22 protein-coding genes are annotated in these 20174 nt (G+C 55.1%); 6 read left to right on the forward strand and 16 right to left on the reverse strand.

Annotated elements, in window-relative coordinates; all coding sequences use genetic code 11:
- Nucleotides 1-35 precede the first annotated feature (35 nt).
- Entirely contained in the window at nucleotides 36-362 is a 327-nt protein-coding gene (locus tag ACP7IZ_RS00955; RefSeq protein ID WP_063353941.1) for a succinate dehydrogenase assembly factor 2, read from the reverse strand.
- 69 nt (nucleotides 363-431) lie between these two features.
- On the opposite strand from ACP7IZ_RS00955, the gene recG reads away from it, so the two are divergent.
- Nucleotides 432-2579 (forward strand): ATP-dependent DNA helicase RecG, encoded by a 2148-nt coding sequence (recG, locus tag ACP7IZ_RS00960; protein WP_426847488.1) that lies wholly within the window; start codon nucleotides 432-434, stop codon nucleotides 2577-2579.
- 12 nt (nucleotides 2580-2591) lie between these two features.
- Here the strand turns inward: recG and ACP7IZ_RS00965 are convergent, their stop codons facing one another.
- From ACP7IZ_RS00965 to ACP7IZ_RS00985, 5 genes are all read right to left on the reverse strand, one after another.
- Entirely contained in the window at nucleotides 2592-3197 is a 606-nt protein-coding gene (locus tag ACP7IZ_RS00965) for a thiamine phosphate synthase (protein WP_426847490.1), read from the reverse strand.
- Entirely contained in the window at nucleotides 3194-3970 is a 777-nt protein-coding gene (locus tag ACP7IZ_RS00970; protein ID WP_426847491.1) for a thiazole synthase, read from the reverse strand. The genes ACP7IZ_RS00965 and ACP7IZ_RS00970 overlap by 4 nt, the downstream gene beginning before the upstream one ends.
- 4 nt (nucleotides 3971-3974) lie before the next feature.
- Complete coding sequence (thiS, locus tag ACP7IZ_RS00975; RefSeq protein WP_035351465.1) at nucleotides 3975-4172, reverse strand: sulfur carrier protein ThiS; 198 nt, start codon at nucleotides 4170-4172, stop codon at nucleotides 3975-3977.
- A 13-nt stretch (nucleotides 4173-4185) separates the two neighbouring features.
- Entirely contained in the window at nucleotides 4186-5157 is a 972-nt protein-coding gene (thiO, locus tag ACP7IZ_RS00980) for a glycine oxidase ThiO (protein WP_426847492.1), read from the reverse strand.
- Between the two features lie 101 nt (nucleotides 5158-5258).
- Entirely contained in the window at nucleotides 5259-5735 is a 477-nt protein-coding gene (locus ACP7IZ_RS00985; protein WP_426847493.1) for a DUF3429 domain-containing protein, read from the reverse strand.
- A gap of 183 nt (nucleotides 5736-5918) precedes the next feature.
- Here ACP7IZ_RS00985 and eno point away from each other — a divergent pair, with 183 nt between their 5' ends.
- Both eno and ACP7IZ_RS00995 read left to right on the forward strand, forming a co-directional pair.
- On the forward strand, nucleotides 5919-7199 hold the full coding sequence (gene eno / locus ACP7IZ_RS00990; protein WP_426847494.1) for a phosphopyruvate hydratase: 1281 nt from the start codon (nucleotides 5919-5921) through the stop codon (nucleotides 7197-7199).
- Nucleotides 7200-7369: 170 nt separating this feature from the next.
- On the forward strand, nucleotides 7370-7699 hold the full coding sequence (locus ACP7IZ_RS00995; RefSeq protein WP_006115173.1) for an FtsB family cell division protein: 330 nt from the start codon (nucleotides 7370-7372) through the stop codon (nucleotides 7697-7699).
- A 112-nt stretch (nucleotides 7700-7811) separates the two neighbouring features.
- Here the strand turns inward: ACP7IZ_RS00995 and rpmG are convergent, their stop codons facing one another.
- Nucleotides 7812-7979: a 50S ribosomal protein L33 gene (gene rpmG / locus ACP7IZ_RS01000; protein ID WP_003623017.1), complete on the reverse strand. Its 168-nt coding sequence runs from the start codon at nucleotides 7977-7979 to the stop codon at nucleotides 7812-7814.
- Nucleotides 7980-8048: 69 nt separating this feature from the next.
- Between rpmG and glp the strand changes: the two genes are divergently transcribed.
- A complete protein-coding gene (gene glp, locus ACP7IZ_RS01005) occupies nucleotides 8049-9323 on the forward strand; it encodes a gephyrin-like molybdotransferase Glp (RefSeq protein ID WP_426847495.1) in 1275 nt (424 codons plus the stop codon).
- An 85-nt stretch (nucleotides 9324-9408) separates the two neighbouring features.
- Complete coding sequence (gene lexA / locus ACP7IZ_RS01010; RefSeq protein WP_426847496.1) at nucleotides 9409-10059, forward strand: transcriptional repressor LexA; 651 nt, start codon at nucleotides 9409-9411, stop codon at nucleotides 10057-10059.
- 48 nt (nucleotides 10060-10107) lie between these two features.
- On the opposite strand, the gene bioD is transcribed toward lexA, so the two are convergent.
- The 3 genes from bioD to ACP7IZ_RS01025 are packed head-to-tail and all read right to left on the reverse strand — an operon-like array spanning nucleotide 10108 to nucleotide 13375.
- Entirely contained in the window at nucleotides 10108-11505 is a 1398-nt protein-coding gene (gene bioD / locus ACP7IZ_RS01015) for a dethiobiotin synthase (protein WP_426847497.1), read from the reverse strand.
- Nucleotides 11502-12194: an alpha/beta fold hydrolase gene (locus ACP7IZ_RS01020; protein ID WP_426847498.1), complete on the reverse strand. Its 693-nt coding sequence runs from the start codon at nucleotides 12192-12194 to the stop codon at nucleotides 11502-11504. Before ACP7IZ_RS01020 ends, bioD begins: the two co-directional genes overlap by 4 nt.
- Nucleotides 12194-13375, reverse strand: a complete 1182-nt coding sequence (locus ACP7IZ_RS01025; RefSeq protein ID WP_426847499.1) for an aminotransferase class I/II-fold pyridoxal phosphate-dependent enzyme — start codon at nucleotides 13373-13375, stop codon at nucleotides 12194-12196. Before ACP7IZ_RS01025 ends, ACP7IZ_RS01020 begins: the two co-directional genes overlap by 1 nt.
- Nucleotides 13376-13417: 42 nt before the next feature.
- Between ACP7IZ_RS01025 and ACP7IZ_RS01030 the strand changes: the two genes are divergently transcribed.
- The gene (locus ACP7IZ_RS01030; RefSeq protein WP_426847500.1) at nucleotides 13418-14716 is read left to right on the forward strand and encodes an adenosylmethionine--8-amino-7-oxononanoate transaminase; all 1299 of its coding nucleotides are present in this window, start codon (nucleotides 13418-13420) and stop codon (nucleotides 14714-14716) included.
- A 12-nt stretch (nucleotides 14717-14728) separates the two neighbouring features.
- On the opposite strand, the gene ACP7IZ_RS01035 is transcribed toward ACP7IZ_RS01030, so the two are convergent.
- The 6 genes from ACP7IZ_RS01035 to ACP7IZ_RS01060 form a co-directional block, all read right to left on the reverse strand.
- Nucleotides 14729-15199, reverse strand: coding sequence for a molybdenum cofactor biosynthesis protein MoaE (locus ACP7IZ_RS01035; protein WP_426847501.1), 471 nt, complete (start codon nucleotides 15197-15199; stop codon nucleotides 14729-14731).
- 5 nt (nucleotides 15200-15204) lie between these two features.
- Nucleotides 15205-15468, reverse strand: a complete 264-nt coding sequence (gene moaD / locus ACP7IZ_RS01040; RefSeq protein ID WP_426847502.1) for a molybdopterin converting factor subunit 1 — start codon at nucleotides 15466-15468, stop codon at nucleotides 15205-15207.
- 63 nt (nucleotides 15469-15531) lie between these two features.
- Entirely contained in the window at nucleotides 15532-16059 is a 528-nt protein-coding gene (locus ACP7IZ_RS01045; RefSeq protein WP_426847503.1) for a hypothetical protein, read from the reverse strand.
- Nucleotides 16060-16244: 185 nt separating this feature from the next.
- Nucleotides 16245-16814, reverse strand: a complete 570-nt coding sequence (pgsA, locus tag ACP7IZ_RS01050) for a CDP-diacylglycerol--glycerol-3-phosphate 3-phosphatidyltransferase (protein ID WP_003623001.1) — start codon at nucleotides 16812-16814, stop codon at nucleotides 16245-16247.
- Between the two features lie 102 nt (nucleotides 16815-16916).
- The gene (uvrC, locus tag ACP7IZ_RS01055) at nucleotides 16917-18830 is read right to left on the reverse strand and encodes an excinuclease ABC subunit UvrC (RefSeq protein WP_426847506.1); all 1914 of its coding nucleotides are present in this window, start codon (nucleotides 18828-18830) and stop codon (nucleotides 16917-16919) included.
- A 257-nt stretch (nucleotides 18831-19087) separates the two neighbouring features.
- Nucleotides 19088-20149: a dipeptidase gene (locus ACP7IZ_RS01060; RefSeq protein WP_426847507.1), complete on the reverse strand. Its 1062-nt coding sequence runs from the start codon at nucleotides 20147-20149 to the stop codon at nucleotides 19088-19090.
- Nucleotides 20150-20174 lie beyond the last annotated feature (25 nt).

Below are 20174 nucleotides of genomic sequence, written 5' to 3' on the forward strand. Positions count from 1 at the left end.
CCAGCATGCCCGTGCCGGAGCCTGAAGGGTTTTTATTAACCGCCGCGCCTGATACGGCTATCTTCCACCATACGGCGTAACATGGGGGTGGCTTTCTCTTCCGGCAATGGCAGGCGGCCAAACAGCCAGTCTGTCAGTTCCGGATCTGGCATTTCCAGAATGTTTTCCATGTCCGTCAGTTCTTCTGCTGTCATGGTATCTGCATTGGCTTCTACAAAGCCGCCAATCAGAATATCTGTTTCAAACGTGCCCCGATGGTTGGCACGGAACTTCAGCCGCCGCCTGCGGGCAGCCAGATTATCTTCCGCCACGCCAGATGCGCTGGAGGAAGATGAGGGAGAAACTGTAAAATTGTCTTGCATGGCGCTGGTATCCTATACCGTTGCTAAACCTGTCTGTCAGCCTGCCAAACAGAGGCTTGTGTATCGCTTGTGTCCAGTCCCCTTTCCTTCACATCCTCTTCGGTTACAGGGCAAGATGGCAATTCTGCCCTAGCCCCATTACTGGCCCCGCTTGAAAGCCTACCCGGCATTAGCACCGCACGTGCCAAGCTGCTGGGCCGCATTGCGGGCGGGCGCAGGGTGATGGACCTGCTGTTCTGCCTGCCCGAAAGCATTACAGACCGCAGGCTGCGCCCCACATTGGCGCAACTCAGGCCCGATACAATCGCAACCGTTACCGGCGTGGTGCAGGATATTCGCAGCCCCGCCCCACGCACCCGCCAACCGTGGCGCGTGATGATTGATGATGCCACCAGTGTACTGGAAATTGCCTTCTTTTCCCCCTGGCAGGCCAAGCAGGTTGTAAAGGGAGAAAGTATTGCCCTTTCCGGCAAGGTGGAACGCTTTGGTGATAAGCTCACCATCACGTCCCCCGATTATCTGGTGCCTGCAAACCAGATAGAGCGCATTCCGCTGCTAGACCCCGTTTGGCCCCTTACGGCTGGGTTGTTTACCGGCCAGGTGCGCATGGCTATGGCCGCCGCTCTGCGCCTTTTGCCGCCCACCCTGCCTGAATGGCACGATAAAGCACTTATCAAGCAAAAAAACTGGCCGGATTTTGCCAAAGCCCTAAGCTGGATGCACTTTCCAGACACCATTCCCGATAGCGCACAAGGTGATGCATGGCACGGCAGCCGCACGCGTGCGCAGGCACGCCTAGCGTGTGATGAGCTGCTGGCAGACCAATTAGCCATGCGCATTGCCCAGCAGGCATCCCGCGCCCGGCCCGGCCGGAGCCTGAATGGTGATGGCACCTTACAAAAACAGGCACTCGCCAGCTTTGGGCATGAGCTTACTTACGGCCAAAAACACGTTCTGCGCGAGATTGAAGCCGATATGGCTACCCCGCACTGTATGAGCCGCCTTTTGCAGGGTGATGTGGGTGCGGGCAAAACGCTTGTGGCTCTTATGGCTATGCTGCGTGCAGTAGAATCTGGCACTCAAGCCGCGCTTATGGCCCCTACGGAAATTTTGGCCCGCCAACATGCGGCTACATTTCGCCGCCTTTCCCCTGTGCCGGTGGCGTTTTTATCCAGTTCTGTCAAAGGCAAGGCACGCAAACAAACCTTGCAGGATATAGCCGATGGCACTGCCAAGCTGGTGGTCGGCACCCACGCGCTTGTGCAGGACGGTGTAAAATTTGCTGATCTGGGTCTGGCCGTTATTGATGAGCAGCACCGCTTTGGGGTCGATCAACGTCTGGCCTTGGTAGAAAAAGGCCATGAGGCCGATATGCTGGTAATGACAGCAACCCCTATCCCCCGCACGCTGTTGCTTACCCGGTTTGGGGAAATGCAGATCAGCCGGTTGGAAGGCAAGCCCGCTGGCCGCAAGCCTGTGCGCACATCCCTGCACAGCCTTGGTAATTTTGAAGATGTGCTGGCAGGCATTGGCCGCGCGCTAGATAAAGGCGCACAGATTTTTTGGGTGTGCCCACTGGTTTCTGAAAGCGAAGCCATGGATCTGGCCGCTGCCGAGGCCCGCCATGCAGCTTTGGTTGAACGGTTTGGAGATAAAATTGGGCTGGCACATGGGCAGCAGGATGCCAACGTGCGTGAAGAAGTGCTGCAAGCCTTTTCCAATGGTGAAACCCGCATGCTCGTGGCCACCACCGTCATTGAAGTCGGTGTGGATGTGCCTTCCGCCACCATTATGGTGATCGAACATGCAGAACGCTTTGGCCTGGCGCAGTTACACCAGCTCCGTGGCCGCGTGGGGCGTGGGGCGGATGCTTCCTTCTGCCTTATGCTGCATGATGAAGGCTTGGGCCTTACGGCGCGCCGTCGGCTTTCCTGCCTGAAGGAAACGGAAGACGGCTTTCTTATTGCAGATGAGGATTTCCGCCTGCGCGGCGGAGGAGAGGCAACAGGCCGCCGCCAATCCGGCCTGCCCGATTACCGTATGGCACCGGAAATGCTGGTGGATATGCTGTTAGACACCGCGCATGATGAAGCCACGGAGATTCTGCCAGATGCACCACCCACCAGCACACCAGAAAAAAACTTGCCGGTAGCAGCTCGTGTTTTGCTGGCGTTGTTTAATAAAACCGATGCCGCGCGCATTTTTAGCGGCGGCTAAACGGGGGCTTCTTTAACCCTCTACGGCAGCCAGCCACGCCTTAACCTGCCCTTCTGGGTCTGGCTGGCGAATAAAGGCCGATACGGCAGAAACGCTATCGGCTCCGGCTTCAATACATGCCCAAGCACGCTCCAGCGTAATACCACCTATGGCAACCAGTGGCAGGTTGCCAATCAGCTTTCGCCATTCTGTCAGCTTCAACGGGCCTTGGGGGCCGAACGCCATTTTTTTCAGCTTGGTTTCCCAAATAGGGCCAAGGGCCACGTAATCCGGGTTGCAACCTAGAGCGCGGTCTAGCTCTTCGTGGCAATGGGTGCTGATGCCAAGGCGAATACCGCCTTTACGAATGGCGGCCAGATCTGCCGTATCCAGATCTTCCTGCCCCAGATGAATGTAATCTATGCCTTCATCCAGCGCGATCTGCCAATAATCGTTCAGCACAAGGCAAACGCCGTGCTGCTTGGCGTAAGCATGGCCTTGGCGAATTTCTGCCCTTAGCGCATCTTCATCCATGTCTTTCAGGCGAAGCTGAATAAAGCGTGCACCTGCACCACCCAGCCTGTCCACCCATGTGGCGCTATCAACAACGGGATAAATCTTTTGGGGCAGAGCTGTCATGCCAGCATGGCCTTTCCTGCAACGGGAGTAGAAGGAACAGCCATATCGCGCTCTTCCATCGGGTCTGCAATACGGGCCAGTTCCCCGGCCTCTACTGCCAGACGAAACGCACGGGCCATATGAACGGGATCTCCCGCCTTGGCCACGGCAGTATTTATCAGCACGGCATCATAACCAAGCTCCAGCGCCTGCGCGGCGTGTGAGGGCACGCCAATGCCAGCATCCACCACCAACGGCACGCCGGGAAAATGCGCCCGCATGGCCCGCAGACCAAACACGTTGTTCAAGCCTTTGCCAGAACCAATAGGAGCGCCCCACGGCATCAGCACCTCACACCCTACGGCCAGCAGCTTTTCTGCCACCACCAAATCTTCCGTGGTGTAGGGGAATACCTTGAAGCCATCTTCCGTAAGAATACGGGCGGCCTCTACAAGCCCGAACACATCTGGCTGGAGCGTATCCAGCTCTCCAATCACTTCCAGCTTGATCCAATCCGTGCCGAACACTTCCCGCGCCATGTGCGCAGTAGTGACGGCTTCTTTAACCGTATGGCAGCCCGCCGTGTTTGGCAGCACAGGCACCTTGAGTTCCTGAATAAGAGACCAGAATGCCTGCCCAGCCCGCTCCCCCGCAGATTCGCGGCGGAGGGAAACAGTCACAACGCCCGGCTGTGCCGCCAGCACAGCATCGCGCAAAATTTCAGGAGATGGATACTGCGCCGTACCCAGCATAAGTGGCGAGACAACATCCTGCCCGTAAAATGAAACAGCCATGCCCTTAGCCCCCTTGCATAGGGGCAACAATTTCAATTTGCGCACCCTCTTGCAGCTGTGTTCCCTCTCGCGTGGCCTTGGGCACAAACCGACCATTCAGCGCCGTGGCAATGCGTGCGCCGCTATAGCCAAGTTCATCTATCAGGGCCGCCAGTGTTTTGGCGGATACCTCGTGCGCTGTATCGTTAACCACAACTTTCATCGGGCGTTGCTCCTTAGGCTTGTGCGCCAAATATCAAATCTGCCGCCTCTCGCGCCCGAGCGGGAGAAAGCAGAAAACCATGCCGGTACATACCGTTGATATAAATGCGTTTTCCATCCTGCACCACGCGCGGCATGTTATCTGGGTAAGATGGCCGTAAACCTGTGCCCATTTCCAGAATTTCTGCCTCGGCAAAGCCTGGGTGGAGGGTCCATGCCGCGTTCAGCAGTTCCATCATGGAACGTACCGTCATGCTGCCGGCATTTTCGCTTTCAATCATGGTGGCACCTACCATGAACACATGGTCAGCCCTTGGCACAATGTAAACAGGTATGCGTGGGTGCAACATGCGCACAGGGCGATGCAGCGTTACATCCGGGCAACGCAACAGCAGCATTTCACCCCGCACGCCCCGCAGGCCCTCCAGCTTGTTGCGCGCCGCCAAGCCGGTGCAATCCACCACCCAGTCAAACGCGGCTTCATCCGGGCTTATTTCGCCAAACTCGGCACGGCCACCCAATTGCTCCAGCCGCGCCAGAAGGGCCTTTAAGGCCTTACGCGGATCTACATGCCCTTCATCGGGAAAAAACAGCCCTTTATGGAAACGGCCTGCCAGATCTGGCTCAAGCTGGGTAATTTCTACCGTGCCTACAGTCTGAAAATGTGATGTGCGGCGGCCAAAGCGGGCAATTTCCCCCACATCCCGCGCAGGCGCCAACACAAGGCTGCCCTCACGCGTAACATCAGGCACGTGCTCCGCCCACCAATCTACCGAATCGATAGATTGGGCTGTTACGTCCTCTGGCGCAGATTCGGCCTCGCACCATGGGGCAAGCATACCGCCTGCCATCCATGAGGCCCCGGCCCCCACGCGGCCTCCGCTGTCATACAGGGTAACATCTCCACCCCGTTCTGCCAGAGCTACGGCGGCTGTCATACCCGCCACACCGGCCCCTTTTACCAGAATGCGCGGTTTGCCGTTCATACTCTCTACCTTGCCTCCGTTACTGGCGATGTGCTGCTGCAACTTGGCGTTATAACACGCCTCAAACCCTGCTTCTGCAAGGGCTTATGCCGCTTTAATGTTCAGAATGCGCGCACAAGAAGCACCATCAACAGGCAACATTCCGTTACCGCCGTGGCAATCCAGCGCATGCCCATGTAACCGGGCGGCAACCATCCACGTTGCCATGCCCCACGCTCCGCCAATGCCACCAGCGGGAAAAGCACAGCCAAAATTATCACCCCGGCAAGCGGTACCCATGCATACGCCAGATAAGCAGCAATCCATCCGGCAAAGGCAGGCACAACCCCCAAGACCAGGCGCAAATTATCTGCCCTGTCTGCCCCGCTTGTTAAAATGGCGCGATCAAGCTCCAGCGCCAGCCCCCAATGCACGGCTCCAATAAAGGACAGGCACACCGCCCCGTAAATGACCAACGCCATTAACAGATTGGGCACTGGCACGCCGGAATCGAAAAATACAATGCCGCATGTGCAAGCAACAAAGGGCAAAAGCCCTGCCGCCATGAGCACGACAGCCAGAAATGGAAGTTTTTTCATGAACGTGCAGCAGGCCTTTACCTGATAATTTCATACCCAATATGGTTGACAGAAAAGCCCAACAAGCGGCCACTAGCAACCGTAGGCAGGTTTACCCTGCCCACCGTGTTCCGCCCGGAACCAAAAAGAAGAACACCGGCTTCTGCCCGCCAGAGGCCAGACAATAAAGGAACGGAAACACCAATGAGTGCCATTGTTGACATTATCGCACGTGAAATTCTGGACAGCCGCGGCAACCCAACGGTTGAAGTAGATGTGGAGCTGGCATCCGGCGCCAGAGGGCGTGCGGCTGTTCCTTCTGGGGCCTCAACCGGTGCGCATGAAGCCGTAGAACTGCGTGATGGTGACCCCAAGCGGTTTGGCGGCAAGGGTGTTCTCAAGGCTGTTGAGAACATTGAAAACGAAATCCTGCCCACGCTACAGGGTGCCGAATCGGCAGATCAGCTTGATATCGACAACGCCATGATCGATCTGGATGGCACACCCAACAAAAGCCGTATGGGTGCGAACGCCATTCTGGGTGTCTCTCTTGCCATTGCCAAAGCCACGGCAGCCGAACTGCATGTTCCGCTGTACCGCTACATTGGCGGCGTGTTTGCCCATGTTCTGCCCGTGCCGATGATGAACATTGTTAACGGTGGGGAGCATGCAGATAACCCCATTGATATTCAGGAGTTCATGGTGCAGCCGGTGGGTGCGCCTACTGTGGCCGATGCCATCCGCTGGGGTTCGGAAATTTTTGCCCAGCTCAAAAAAGCCCTGAGCGCTGCTGGTTACAACACCAATGTTGGGGATGAAGGCGGCTTTGCCCCTGCCCTTAAATCTGCCGATGAAGCACTGGGCTTTATCACCCGCGCCGTAGAAGCTGCAGGCTACCGCCCTGGTGAGGACGTAACCTTTGCGCTGGACTGCGCCAGCACCGAATTTTTTAAAGACGGCAAATACAACCTGAAAGGCGAAGGCAAGGAATTCGATTCCGCTGGTATGGTATCCTACCTGTCTGACCTTGTGAGCCGTTACCCGATTGTTTCCATTGAAGACGGCATGGCCGAAGATGACTGGGAAGGCTGGGCCCTGCTCACGCAGGAACTGGGCAAAAAAGTCCAACTGGTTGGGGATGATCTGTTTGTAACCAACCCAGAACGCCTACGCCGTGGCATTCAGGCTGGTGTTGCCAATTCCCTACTGGTGAAGGTTAACCAGATTGGTACGCTTACGGAAACACTTGAAGCCGTGCAAATGGCCCAGCGTGCTGGTTACACTGCGGTTATGAGCCATCGTTCTGGTGAAACGGAAGATTCCACCATTGCGGATCTGGCTGTGGCTACAAATTGCGGACAGATCAAAACCGGCTCTCTCTCCCGTTCTGATCGGACAGCCAAATACAACCAGCTCATTCGTATTGAGCAGGAACTGGCAACCGCTGCACGCTATGCAGGCCGCACCATTTTGAAAAACGCGTAAGCTACAGCGCTTTTGGCGCAACAGATTGCAAAAAAGCTGCCTCCCCACCCGGAGGTGGCTTTTTTCATGCCCTCATGCCTTGGCGCTGCCACACTTCATGGTTTAGACAGAAAGGAAGACCCAGAGGTGCAGGCTAAGCTGCACAGAACCAGAAAAAAGGCAGCGCCAGAGTGCAGATCGGTCGTTTCATTCGTCGCACAGTGCGGGCGGTTGTGCCCCCTTTGGTTTTTCTTGGCATTGCGGGCTATTTTGGCTGGAACGCAACGCAGGGCGATCATGGTATTCAGGCCTATAAGCAGCAATTAGGTCTGCTGGAACAGGCCAAGCAATCCAAACAGGATGCTATTGCTGAGCAGGCCGCATGGCACCGCCGCGTAAATGGCTTGCGTGAGCAATCTCTGGATACAGATATTCTGGATGAACGCGCCCGCGCCATGCTGAACATGGCAGACCGTAACGATATTGTTGTGCCTTACGATAGGCGAGACCCGCTATTTTAAGCGCCTTCCCTTAAGATCTGTGCTGGATAACGCATTTTTCTGGCACAATCAGGCATAAAAAAACGGCGCCCGAGAGCGCCGTTTTTCGTATCCACATTCCGAAGAATGCAGATTATTTGATCTTAGCTTCGCGGAACACGACGTGCTTGCGCGCAACCGGATCGTACTTCTTGAGTTCCATTTTGCCGGTATGTGCACGAGCATTTTTCTTGGTCACGTAGAAGTAACCGGTGTCCGCCGTGGAGACGAGACGGATCTTGATAACGTTGGTCTTGGCCATGACTTCCTCAGCAGAGCATGATGTACGGAGCCGCATAAACGGCACCGACGGTGTTCAAGTGCCGGCAAAATGCGCATACAAGTGCAAAAGGTCAAGTATTCTTGCATCAAAGCGGTGCAACAGGCCCAAAAAGGAGGAATTTTTATGCTGGATGTGGCTGTTGCGCGCGCCCGAATTCTTGAAAACCTAAAAACATGCGGGCAGGAAATTGTGCCGCTTTCACACGCCTGTGGCCGGGTGCTGGCCCAGCCGGTTCATGCCCGCACGGCCAATCCACCGGTTTCTGTTTCCGCAATGGATGGATACGCAGCCAAAGCGGAAGATGCGCTGGAAGGCGCAGTTTTGCGCATTGTGGACGAAGTGCCCGCTGGCCACCCTTCCGCCGTTACCGTGCAGAAAGGGGAATGTGTGCGCTTGTTTACCGGCGCGCAAATTCCCGCTGGCGCAGATACCGTTATCATTCAAGAAAACGTGCAGCGTGAAGGTGACCACGCCAAGCTGACTGCTCCGGCGCGCCAAGGGCAGTATATTCGCCACCAGGGGCAGGATTTTCAGAAAAACGACACGTTATTGCCAGCAGGGCGCAGACTCGGCCCGCGTGATATCGGGTTGGCGGCTGCGGGTGGGCATGTCTGGCTTACGGTTTCGCGCCGCCCGCGCGTGGGTATTTTGGCCACGGGTGATGAAATTATCCTGCCCGGAGACCCAGCCCCTGCGGATGGCATTTTTAATTCCGCCTCCTTCATGGTGGCAGCGCTTCTCCAGCAACAGGGCGCAGAAACAATTATGCTCCCCATTGCACGAGATAACATGGAAAGCCTGACAACCCAGTTCCGCCAAGCGGCCACGCTGGACATGCTGGTAAGCATTGGTGGCGCAAGTGTGGGAGATTACGATCTTGTCCGCCCTGCGCTGGCTGAAATTGGGTTGCAGCAGGATTTCTGGAAAATTGCCATGCGCCCGGGCAAACCGTTGATGTTTGGCCAGCTTGGAAACACACCCATTATTGGCCTGCCCGGTAACCCGGTGGCTGCCATGGTATGTTCCATCGTATTTGTAACCCCTGCCCTGCACGCCCTTATGGGCCTACCCGTTGGCACCGAACTGCAAACAGAACCCGCCATTCTGGGCTGTGATGTAAAAGAAAACGATACCAGGCAGGATTTTTTACGCGCAACACTTGCGCCCTCCCCACAAGGCACTGTACCTGTGGCCACACCTTTTTCCCGGCAGGATTCAGCCCAGCTGAATATTCTCAGGCAAAGCCAGGCTCTGGTCATTCGTGCTCCCTTTGCGCCAGCACAAAAAGCAGGCATGCCCTGCCAGATTATCCGCCTGCCCTGATCTCTCCCTTGACACAAAAAGAGAACTTATATAGAACAAGGCCAAGATTTTCTTTTCATTACGACAGCCGCTTTTGAGGTGCGATATGCTAACGCGCAAACAGCACAAACTTCTGCTTTTTATTGATTCGCACCTCAAACAGACAGGTTTTTCGCCTTCCTTTGATGAAATGCGTGAAGCCATGGGCCTGCGCTCCAAATCTGGCATTCATCGGCTGATTTCCGGGCTGGAAGAACGCGGTTTTTTGCGCCGCCACCATCATCGGGCACGGGCTTTGGAAGTTATTCAACTGCCAGAAATGCAAGAATTGCCACCCAATGTGGTGCGTGCCAGCTTTACCCGGCCCAAGGCTGAAACCGTAAGAATTCCGCTTTATGGGCGCATTGCAGCAGGCCTGCCCATAGAAGCCGTGCCAGATGCCTCCCACGTTCTCACTGTTCCAACAGAAATGCTGGGTACGGGAGATTATTACGCGTTGGAAGTAGCTGGAGATTCCATGGTGGATGCCGGCATTCTGGATGGTGACAACGTGATTATCCGCCGCACGGATCAAGCCGAAAACGGGCAGATTGTAGTGGCGTTGATTGATGAGCATGAAGTGACGCTCAAACGCCTGCGCCGCAAGGGCAACATGATTGCGCTGGAACCTGCCAATTCCAGTTACGAAACCCGTATTGTTCCGGCTGAAAAGCTGCGTATTCAGGGCTGCTTGGCTGGGCTTATCAGGCAGTATTAAGCAAAATGCCTGCGTGGCAAAAAACCTCCCCCGCAGGCATCTGTTTTTCTATTCCGGGCAAATATCATCCCATTGCGGAAAAAGCTTTGCCAGTTCGGAAACCACAGCAGGCGTAATTTCCGCACAAAATGGCACTTCTGCCAAAATACGCACCTTGCCTTTTTGCGCTATGGTCTCACGGTTTTCTGCATTAAGCGGGCCGCTTAACACCACACCGGCCACGGCAATCTGCCGCGTGCGTAGGGCTTCCAAACTCAACAAAGTATGATTGAGCGTGCCTAGCCCGCTACGTGCCACCAGCACGACGGGCAAGCCCCAACGCTGTGCCAGATCAATCATCATCAGCTCTGGCGTTGCGGGCACCATCAGGCCGCCTGCGCCTTCTACAACCAATGGTTTGTCTGCTTCACCTTGGGGTAGCACCAGTTGGGCCTGATCAATCTGCACGCCTTCCGCACGCGCAGCAGCATCGGGGGAAAGCGATGCAAGAAAAGCCCCTGCGGGTTTGAAGCAAGGTGCATCCCCCGCAAGATGCTTAACCGTAGGGGTATCCCCTTCTTCATCCGCCAAACCGCTTTGCAGGGGCTTCCAGTAAGCGCCCTGCCAGCGCCGCACCAAGCAAGCAGACACAAGGGTTTTGCCTATGCCGGTATCTGTGCCCGTTACAAACACACCCTTACGTGGCGGTTTGCGAAAACAGGCATACCCAACCCGCCACGTAACGGCGCATCCTGCCTGCTGAAACCGCACGGCAACACGGCGCAACTGAACTGCAGATAATGGTACGGCCCCTTCACGCGGGGTAGATGCACCTGTTGCTTTCAGATGCCTTACAAAATCCATCCCATCTGCAAAAGCCTGCACAATATCCTGTTCAGCCCAACCACCAGAAAACGCGGGCGGTCGCCAACTTTGTGCATCGGCCAATTCTGGATAAACCGGGGTTGCCGCCTGCTGCCCTTCCTGCTGGCAAGCCTGCTGCCATTCAGCAAATGTACCGTCCAGTAATGTTGAAACCGCAAACACACCATCCGGAGCCAAAAGCCCTGCAAGATTGCGCAAAACCTTTGCTGGTTCAGGCAGCCATTGCATAATCAGATTGCCACAAATCACATCAAACGGGCCAGAAACATCCGGCGCGGCAGCGTCCATCTGATGGTAGGAAACAGCTTCTCCTAGCCGCATTTTAGCCCGTGCCAGCATATTCGGGGCAAAATCTGTTGCCAGAATTTCTGCTTCTGGCCAGCAAGCGTGCAGATATTCTGTCAGTAATCCTGTGCCACAGCCAATTTCCAAAATGCGCGGGGGATTTTTGCCCGCCATGCTGGTTTGTATGCGCTGGAACAATTCACGCGCCGCCACACGCTGAACCGTGGCAGCTTGATCATACTTTTCGGCAGCATCAAAACTTTTGCAAATACGCGCGGCGCGGGTGGGTGTTTTCATGGTTGTTGCTCCATCCTGTTGCGCAGCGTTTCCAAAAACCGGGCACATTCAACCGGGTGCGTTTGAGGAAGCAAATGGCCACCATTTTCTACCCACTCTATGTGGGCCGAAGCGGGAAAAGAGGCCTCGGTCATACGGGGTGAAGCAATTTCATCCTGCCGCCCCGCCAACACATCTAATGGGCCTAATGGTAAATCTGCCCGTGCATCTTCCGCGCGCAGAATATCCAGCCCATATGCCAGTTCTTCTGGCTGGCAGCGTTCCGCCAAAATGGAAGATGCCCCACAACGCTGGCGAAAGTCATTCACCACCGCAGCAGGTTCACGCCCCAAGCCACGTATCATGCGTTGCACAATACGCGGAGCCACACCTTCAGGAAAATCTTCTCGGCTGGCAAAACAGGCAAACGTGTTGATACCTGCAAACCTGCTTTCGGCTGGCCAAACGCCCTGCCTGCGTTGCAACATCAACCACATAAACCCAAGGGAATGGCCAATCCCCAATATGGGGTGCTGGCTTTGGCGCAGATCATCCAACGTAACCGTTTTTTCTGCACCAGTGGTTTGTGGTTTCAAAAAACCCAGATCCAGCGTTACGGCATCTGGCCAATTCAGTTGCATAAGCACGGGTTGCCAGAATTCCGGACCAAACCCCCAGCCATGCACAAATACGGGTAAAAGCCGCGCCATTACGCCATGCCTTTGCTGGCGCAGATAAATGTCTCAGCCAAAGCCTCCATTTGCGCCCATGTATGGTTGGCATGAAAAACCACCCGCAAACGGCAGCCCCCCGGTGGCACAGTGGGCGGGCGAATAGCCACAGCAAGAAAACCCGCCTCTGTCATTTTCTGGGCCAGAGCGCGTGCTTGTGCCTCCTGCCCGACCAGAATGGGTACAATCTGGGTGCTTGATGGCCCGGTATCCTGCCCGGCATCGTGCATTTTCTGGCGAAAGCTGGCGGCAAGTGCGCCAACATGAGCGCGTTGGGTATCCATTTGCGGCAGCAGATCAAGCGCTGCATCAACGGCCCCCAACACCAAAGGAGACGGCGCGGTGGAATAAATAAAACCGGAAGCTGCGTTATCCAACCATCTGCATAGGCCCTCAGATGCTGCAATAAACGCGCCCATACTGCCTAAGGCCTTGCTGAATGTGCCAATCACCACATCTGCCAGCCCGTTTGCCAGCCCGGCACCTTCTGGCCCCAGTATGCCGGTTGCGTGGGCTTCATCTACACACAGTAACGCATCGTATCTTTGGGCAACCTCATGCAATGCGGCAATATCCGCCACATCACCATCCATGCTGAACACGCTTTCTGTCAGCACAATGCGTAGGCCCGCACCTTCGATTTTCTGAAGCTGGCTTTCAAGGTGCGCCACATCATTATGGCGGAACCGAATCGGACGGACACCTGCTGCCGCACAACCATGATACAGGCTGGCATGAATAAGCTTATCCGCCAGAATAACGGCGGGAGCACCACATACCTGCGCAGAAAGCCGCGCCAAAGCTGGCACCAGCGAGGCATTGGCCTGCCAGCCGGAAGAAAACAAACGTGCCGCCTGCATATGCTTTAGCCGCGCCACGCGCTTTTCCAGCGCACAAGCCTGGGGGGATGTACCCGTTACCAACCGGGAAGCACCGCTACCGCTGCCTTCTGCCTGTGCCCAAGCGGATGCGCGCTCATGCAACAAAGGGTGCATGCGCAGGCCCAGATAATCGTTGGACGAAAAATCTGTGACCACAACGCCATCTGAACGTTTGAGCAGCGCACCACCCGCATATTGCCATTGCTGACAGGTGCGCAAACGCCCCTGAGCAGACAGATCCGCCAGCCCCTTCTGGAAAAGATTATCAAACCGCGTCATGTAACATGTGGTGCCGCAGCCTGAAGGGCGGGTCAATCATCTATGGGGAAACATTCCATGACAGAAGCTTCCGGCTCATCTTTATCTTCCATGCCGGAATGGTACACGCAGGGCCTGCCCCATATCTGGCTGCCTTATAGCCAGATGAAAACAGCCCCCGCGCCACTTGCCGCCGCAAGCACGCACAACACGCGCATTACCCTAACAGACGGCCGGGAACTGGTGGATGGCGTAGCGGCATGGTGGACAGCCTGCCACGGCTATAATCACCCGCATATTCGCCAAGCCGTCTGCCAGCAAATGGAAACCATGCCACATGTAATGTTTGGCGGCATGGTGCATGAACCCGCCCTACGCCTGGCGAGCAGATTATGCGCCATGCTGCCCGGAGATCTGGAGCGGGTGTTCTTTACGGATTCAGGTTCGGTTTCTGTAGAAGTCGCCATGAAAATGGCCATTCAGTACCGCTTGAACAAAGGACAGACCAAACGCACCAAAATGCTGGCGTTCCGTGGCGGCTATCATGGAGACACACTGGCCACCATGTCTGTTTGCGATCCGGAAGAGGGCATGCACCATCTCTATGGCTCTGCCCTGATGGAGCACGTCATCTCCCCGCTGCCAGTAGATGAGGCCAGCACGGCCGTTTTTCTGAATCTGTTGGCAAAACATGCGCACGAACTGGCCGCCATTATCACCGAACCTTTGGTGCAGGGGGCTGGCGGCATGTTGTTTCATTCTCCGCAAACACTGCGCACCTTGCGCAAAGCTGCGGATGACCATGATGTTCTGCTGATTTTAGATGAAATCTTCACCGGCTTTGGCCGAACAGGCACCATGTTTGCCTGCGAACAGGCTGGTATTGTGCCCGATATTATCACGCTTTCAAAAGCGCTTACCGGGGGCACCATGGCCCTTGCCGCCACAGTAGCGCGCCAGCATGTGTTTGAGGCTTTTCTTTCTGATAACCCCGAACATGCGTTAATGCACGGCCCCACCTTTATGGCCAACCCACTGGCTTGCGCCTGCGCCAATGCGTCGCTTGATCTTTTTGAAACCGAGCCACGCCTTCAGCAAGTCCAAGCTATCAACGCGTTTCTAACTGAGGCGCTAGAACCCTGCCGCACACTGCCCGGCGTAAAGGATGTGCGCACACTTGGGGCTATTGGTGTTGTAGAACTAGAAAAAATCAGTAACCCGGATGCATTGCGCCAACGTTTTATTGCCGAAGGCGTGTGGATACGCCCTTTCCGCAATATTGTTTACCTAACACCTGCCTTTACTATTGAAAAACAGGATTTACGCAAACTCACCCATGCTATTTATAAAGTATTGTCCTGAAAAGCCGTAAGGTCAGGAAGATGAAGGCGCTGTGCGCGTCCATGCCGCCGCAGCGTGTTCATCTTCTTCCCGCGCATCCACCCACGCGGTATGGCCATTGGCAAATTCTTCTTTTTTCCAAAACGGCGCGCCGGTTTTAAGCCGATCAATCAAGAACGATGTGGCTGAAAGCGCGGCCCCCCGATGGGCCGCAGCAGCCCCAACCAGCACAATGGGTTCGCCCACTTCTAACCGGCCAACCCTGTGTATGAGTGTGCACCCAAGCAGGCTAAAGCGCTGCATGGCATCCTGCGCAAGTTGGTTGAGAATGGTTTCCGTCATGCCCGGATAATGTTCCAGTGTCAGGCTCAGCAAGCCATCTCCACCACGCACCTGCCCTACAAACAGACCCATACCGCCAATGTGTTCGGAAAGGTTGGAAAGGCGCAAGGTTTCAGCCCCTGTGTCAAAAGCTGCCTGCTGCACCAGAACACGGACAGACATGAGTATCAGCCGCCCGTCATGGGGGGGAAAAACGCCAGCTCATCACCCGGCTGCACGCAGGTATCAAACCCGCCCAGCTTTTGGTTGATGGCCACACGGATGCGAGGCGTAGCTGCAAACACCTCATCCAGCTTAGCATCGTGCTGGCGCAGTTCCTGCACCAAAGCCGCTACAGGCATGCTATTGGATGGCAGAGTAACCTGCTGGCCTTCGCGCCCCAGTTGCTCACGCAGGGCGGCAAAATAAAGAATATTTACGGAGCCTGTCATGGCCTGCCTACTGCGGTTTGAGTTTTCAGCCGTTTCATCTGCCACGCTTCAACAGCGTAGCGGTTAATGATGTACGGTAGAACGGTTATCTTTGATGGTGCTAACGGATCCATCTGGCTGGATCAAGGTAATGGTACCATCATCATTTGGGATTTCAATGGGGGCCCCATTACCACGATGCGCCCCGTATTTGCTGGAAACATCTGGTTCTGCATCTGGCAGTTTACCTGCCGTGCCCCCCCCGATAACACCGTGGCGAATATCTTCTTTTTCGCCAATACTCATTTCCTCGCCATCAGGAAGCTGCGGGCCTGTGGCAGAGTCTCCACCCAACACGGTGCCAGCACGGTCTTTTTCAACATCTTCCAGCGTAGGTAGCGGCGTTGGCGGGCCGGGCCACATATTACCGCCTTCTGGCAGGATAGGAACATCTACAGCAGACTGCCCCCTGATCCGCCGCATGTTTAAATCATCCCCAGTGGCTGCATTGGGGTTTTCACCCGGAAGCGTTGCTGTATCCGAGACAAACTTGTCAAAGCCTGCACATCCGCTCACGATCATACATAAACCTAGAAGAGCGGCTTTCCGCATGCCCTGACTCCGCAATCATCATCTTTCAACAGCAGGCGAATCATTCCCTGCCTGCGATTGCGGCCTTTTAGAACCGCACCTCATGCTAAATAACGGTTTATCCACCAGACACAAGGCGATGCAGCAAAATGAAGTTATTTTTCTGGAATAGATGCAACGTATTACTAAAATAGTAACAAAGTTTTTTACATTTCAACATGACGTAGGCCGGTTGTTAAATAATCCCAGCCGGTTATCAATGTAAGCACCGCAGAAATCCAAAGTAATACAGCACCAATAAGCGCAACTGGCAGCCACGGCATACCCAATAAAGCGCCTGTGCCATCCCCCGCCAGCAAAAAACCAATGGCTGTCATCTGGAAGCCGGTTTTCCATTTTGCCAAACGGGTTACAGGCAAGCGTGCGCGGCGTTCTGCCAGATATTCCCGCATGCCGGACACCAGAATTTCACGGCACAGAATAATAATGGCAGGCCATAACCCCTGATAAGGCAGGCGCGCAAAACCAGCCAGAACCATCAGACAAGCCCCAACCAGAAGCTTATCTGCAATGGAATCAAACATGCGCCCGAAATCTGACATCTGATGGCGTGAACGGGCCAGCTTGCCATCAAAATAATCGGTTATTCCCGCTAGAATAAACAGCAGACACGCCAAGGCATCTGTACGCGGGCTCCCCCATGCAGCCAGAGTGACCACAATGGGTATGGCTACAATACGCGAGATTGTCAGGACATTCGGCAGATCTGTCAGCATTGCGGGATATAGTAACCTATTTCCTGCACTGCTGGAATGGCTTATGCCATCGCAAAGGTGTCAGATACCCAGAATTCTTCTGCAATGCTCATATGCCCATATTCATCCCGGCGTCCAATCCGGATGAAAATGGCCGTAAATGGCCCGCGCTGTTTCCCGGCTGATACCATGAGCGGCTTCCAGTTCTGCCAAACCGGCCTGCTTGATGGCGCGGGCTGAACCAAATGTGTTCAACAACAGCTTTTTACGTGCAGGCCCAATGCCGGGCACATCATCCAGTTCGGACTTCACCAGTGTTTTGGATCTGCCAGACCTATGGGTGGTAATGGCAAAACGGTGGGCCTCATCGCGCAGCCGTTGCAGATAGTACAGTACGGGGTCTCTCAGATCGAGCTGGAAGGGTTCCTTGTCCTCCGTATAGAACCACTCCTTCCCGGCATCGCGGTCCGGCCCTTTGGCAATGCCAACAAGTTTTACGCCCGTTACGCCCAGATCATCCAGCACACTGCGCACGGCAGAATATTGCCCTGCCCCACCATCAATCAGCAGGACATCTGGCCAGTTGGAGGTATCGCCCTCTTCTGCCTCTTTCAAAGCGCGGCCAAAGCGGCGTTCCAGCACTTCGCGCATCATGCCAAAATCATCCCCCGGCGTAACGGGACCTTTGATTTTGAACTTGCGATACGCCTTGCGGTTAAAGCCCTCCGGCCCGCCCACAATCATAACACCATAGGCGTGCGAGCCCTGAATATGGCTGTTATCGTACACTTCTATGCGTTCTGGCGGCGCATCCAGCCCCAGAACATCTGCCACGCCTTGCAGCAATTTGGCCTGCCCTGCGGTTTCCGCCAGCTTGCGGCTTAGTGCATCCCGCGCGTTGCTCACGGCATGGTCAAGCACCTGCTTTTTCTCACCCCTTTGCGGCGCAAGAATTTCCACCTTGCGCCCCCGCCGAAGAGAGAGTGCCTCTGTCAGCAGCAAAGATTCCGGAAGCTCATAATTGACCAAAATCTGTGCTGGGCAGGGTTTGTCATCGTAAAACTGCGCGATAAAGGCAGAAAGCACATCTGCGGGTGAGGCATCCTGCGTATGGGCGGGAAAGAATGAGCGACTGCCATTATTACGCCCACCGCGAATGAAAAAGACCTGAATACAGGCGTGTCCGGCCTCCTGCCACAGGGCCAGCACATCTGTATCCTGAAGAGATGCCGGGTTGATTACGCTGGATTCCTGCATTTGCGCCAGCGCACGAATACGATCGCGCAATATAGCAGCGCGCTCAAAATCCAACGCTTCTGCTGCCGCATTCATTTCCTGTCCCAAGGTTTCACGCAGCGCCGTATCCTTGCCAGAAAGGAACTCCCGCGCCTGTTCCACCAATTTGCCGTAAGCTTCCTGATCTATCCGATCCACACACGGGCCAGAGCAACGTTTGATTTGATAAAGCAGGCATGGCCGGGTGCGTGCGTTAAAAACCGCATCCGTGCAGGAGCGTAGCAGAAAAACGCGCTGGATCAGGTTGAGGGTCTGATTAACCGCCCAAGCCGAAGCAAACGGCCCCCATAGGCTGGCCCCTTTAATGGCCTTGCCACGGTGTTTGGCAATTTGCGGAAACGCATGCGCATCTGTCAGCATCAACCACGGATAGCTTTTGTCATCCCGCAGCAGGATGTTGAAGCGCGGCTTCATGCGCTTGATGTAGTTGGCCTCCAGCAACAGTGCTTCGGCTTCCGTATGGGTGGTAACAATTTCCATTGCTACCGTTTCGGAAACCATGCGCCGTAGCCGTTCGGGCAAGCGGTTAATGTGGGTGTAAGACGTTACCCGCTTTTTAAGCGCCAACGCCTTGCCAACGTACAACACTTCCCCCTTAGCCCCGAGCATACGATACACGCCGGGTGAAAGCGGCATGGTTTTAAGCGCATGCCGAATGGCCTCTACCCCCTTTACAGCAGGGGCTGCCTGTTCCTGCGCCACAGGCAGGGTATCTGAAGGGGAAGAATCAGCTGTCATCATACGCTCTTGGTCGAAAGGGAAATTTCATCCACCGTTTTTGTGGATAACTCTGTGGAACAGCTGGGGCTGACTCATCATAAACCGCAGAAAGTCAGACCTTTCAACAGATTGCACAGTTTTTGGTCATTCCCGCCAACTCACTGATTTCAAAAGATTTAATGTGTTGCGGTTTTTTGACACCCTGTGATTTTTGAACTTTTTGTTGAAAATACGCGATGTCAAGACAGGAAGTGGACAATTTTTGCAGTTTTTTGTTCTCATACAATCCTGCTTTGTTCTGCCACCTGTTCTGCCTTTTCCAACACGCGCAGGAAGTTTTCACCCCAGAAAGCCGCAATTTCACTTTTGTCATAACCACGGCGCATCAACTCGGCCGTTATGTTCACGCCCTGTGTGGCGTTCTGCCAGTCTTCCAGCGCGCCACCGCCATCGAAATCTGAGGAAATACCGACGTATTCTGGCCCAAGCCTGCGCACAACGTAATCAATATGGTCCACCAGATCAGCCACAAAACCTTGCCGTTTACCTTCCTCCGGTTTGGGCTTCAAAAACGCGGGCATGGCCGTAATCTGGATAACGCCACCACTTTCCTTAAGCGCATCCAACTGCTCATCATCCAGATTGCGTGGATGATCACACAGCGTGCGCACGCAGGAATGACTTGCCACAATAGGCGTGGTTGAAACCTGCACCGCCTGAAGCATGGTTTGCTTGGAGGAATGAGAAACATCCACCACAATGCCAAGGCGGTTCATTTCCGCAATTGCTTCACGCCCAAGGGCGGAAAGGCCATTGTGGCGCTGTGGTGCATCCCCAAGGCTGGGGCGATGAATGGCCGCATCTGCCAGCGCGTTATGCCCGTTATGGGTAAGCGTAACGTAACGCGCCCCCTTGGCCCGAAACTGCTTGAGCAATGCGGGGTCATCCCCCATGCCGTAGCCATTTTCTACAGCCGGAACAACAACCAAAATGCCTTCATCAAACGCGGCGCGCATATCTGCCACAGCGGAGCATACACGTGCGCTTATGCCATTATGGGTGCCCTGCATGCGGCCTATGGCATCCAGCATAGCCAGGCACTGCGCCTGCGCCTGTGCGTGCCCTTCGCGGTCTATGGCGGCTTGGGCAATGTACGCCACAAAGCATCCGGCAGACATGCCGCCCTTTTGCATTTTAGGCAGATCCACCCGCCTATCTGCCGTATCCTCAAACGCATCATTCCGATCGGGCCACGGAATATCAATATGGCTATCCAGAGTGAACAAGGCGCGATGCAGCGCAACTGCATCCGGAGAAACGGAAGAAGATTGGGTTGTCATAATCTAGAAAATGGCCCTGTTACAT

This window comes from Acetobacter sp. AAB5, assembly GCF_050106715.1.
Taxonomy (GTDB): domain Bacteria; phylum Pseudomonadota; class Alphaproteobacteria; order Acetobacterales; family Acetobacteraceae; genus Acetobacter; species Acetobacter oryzifermentans.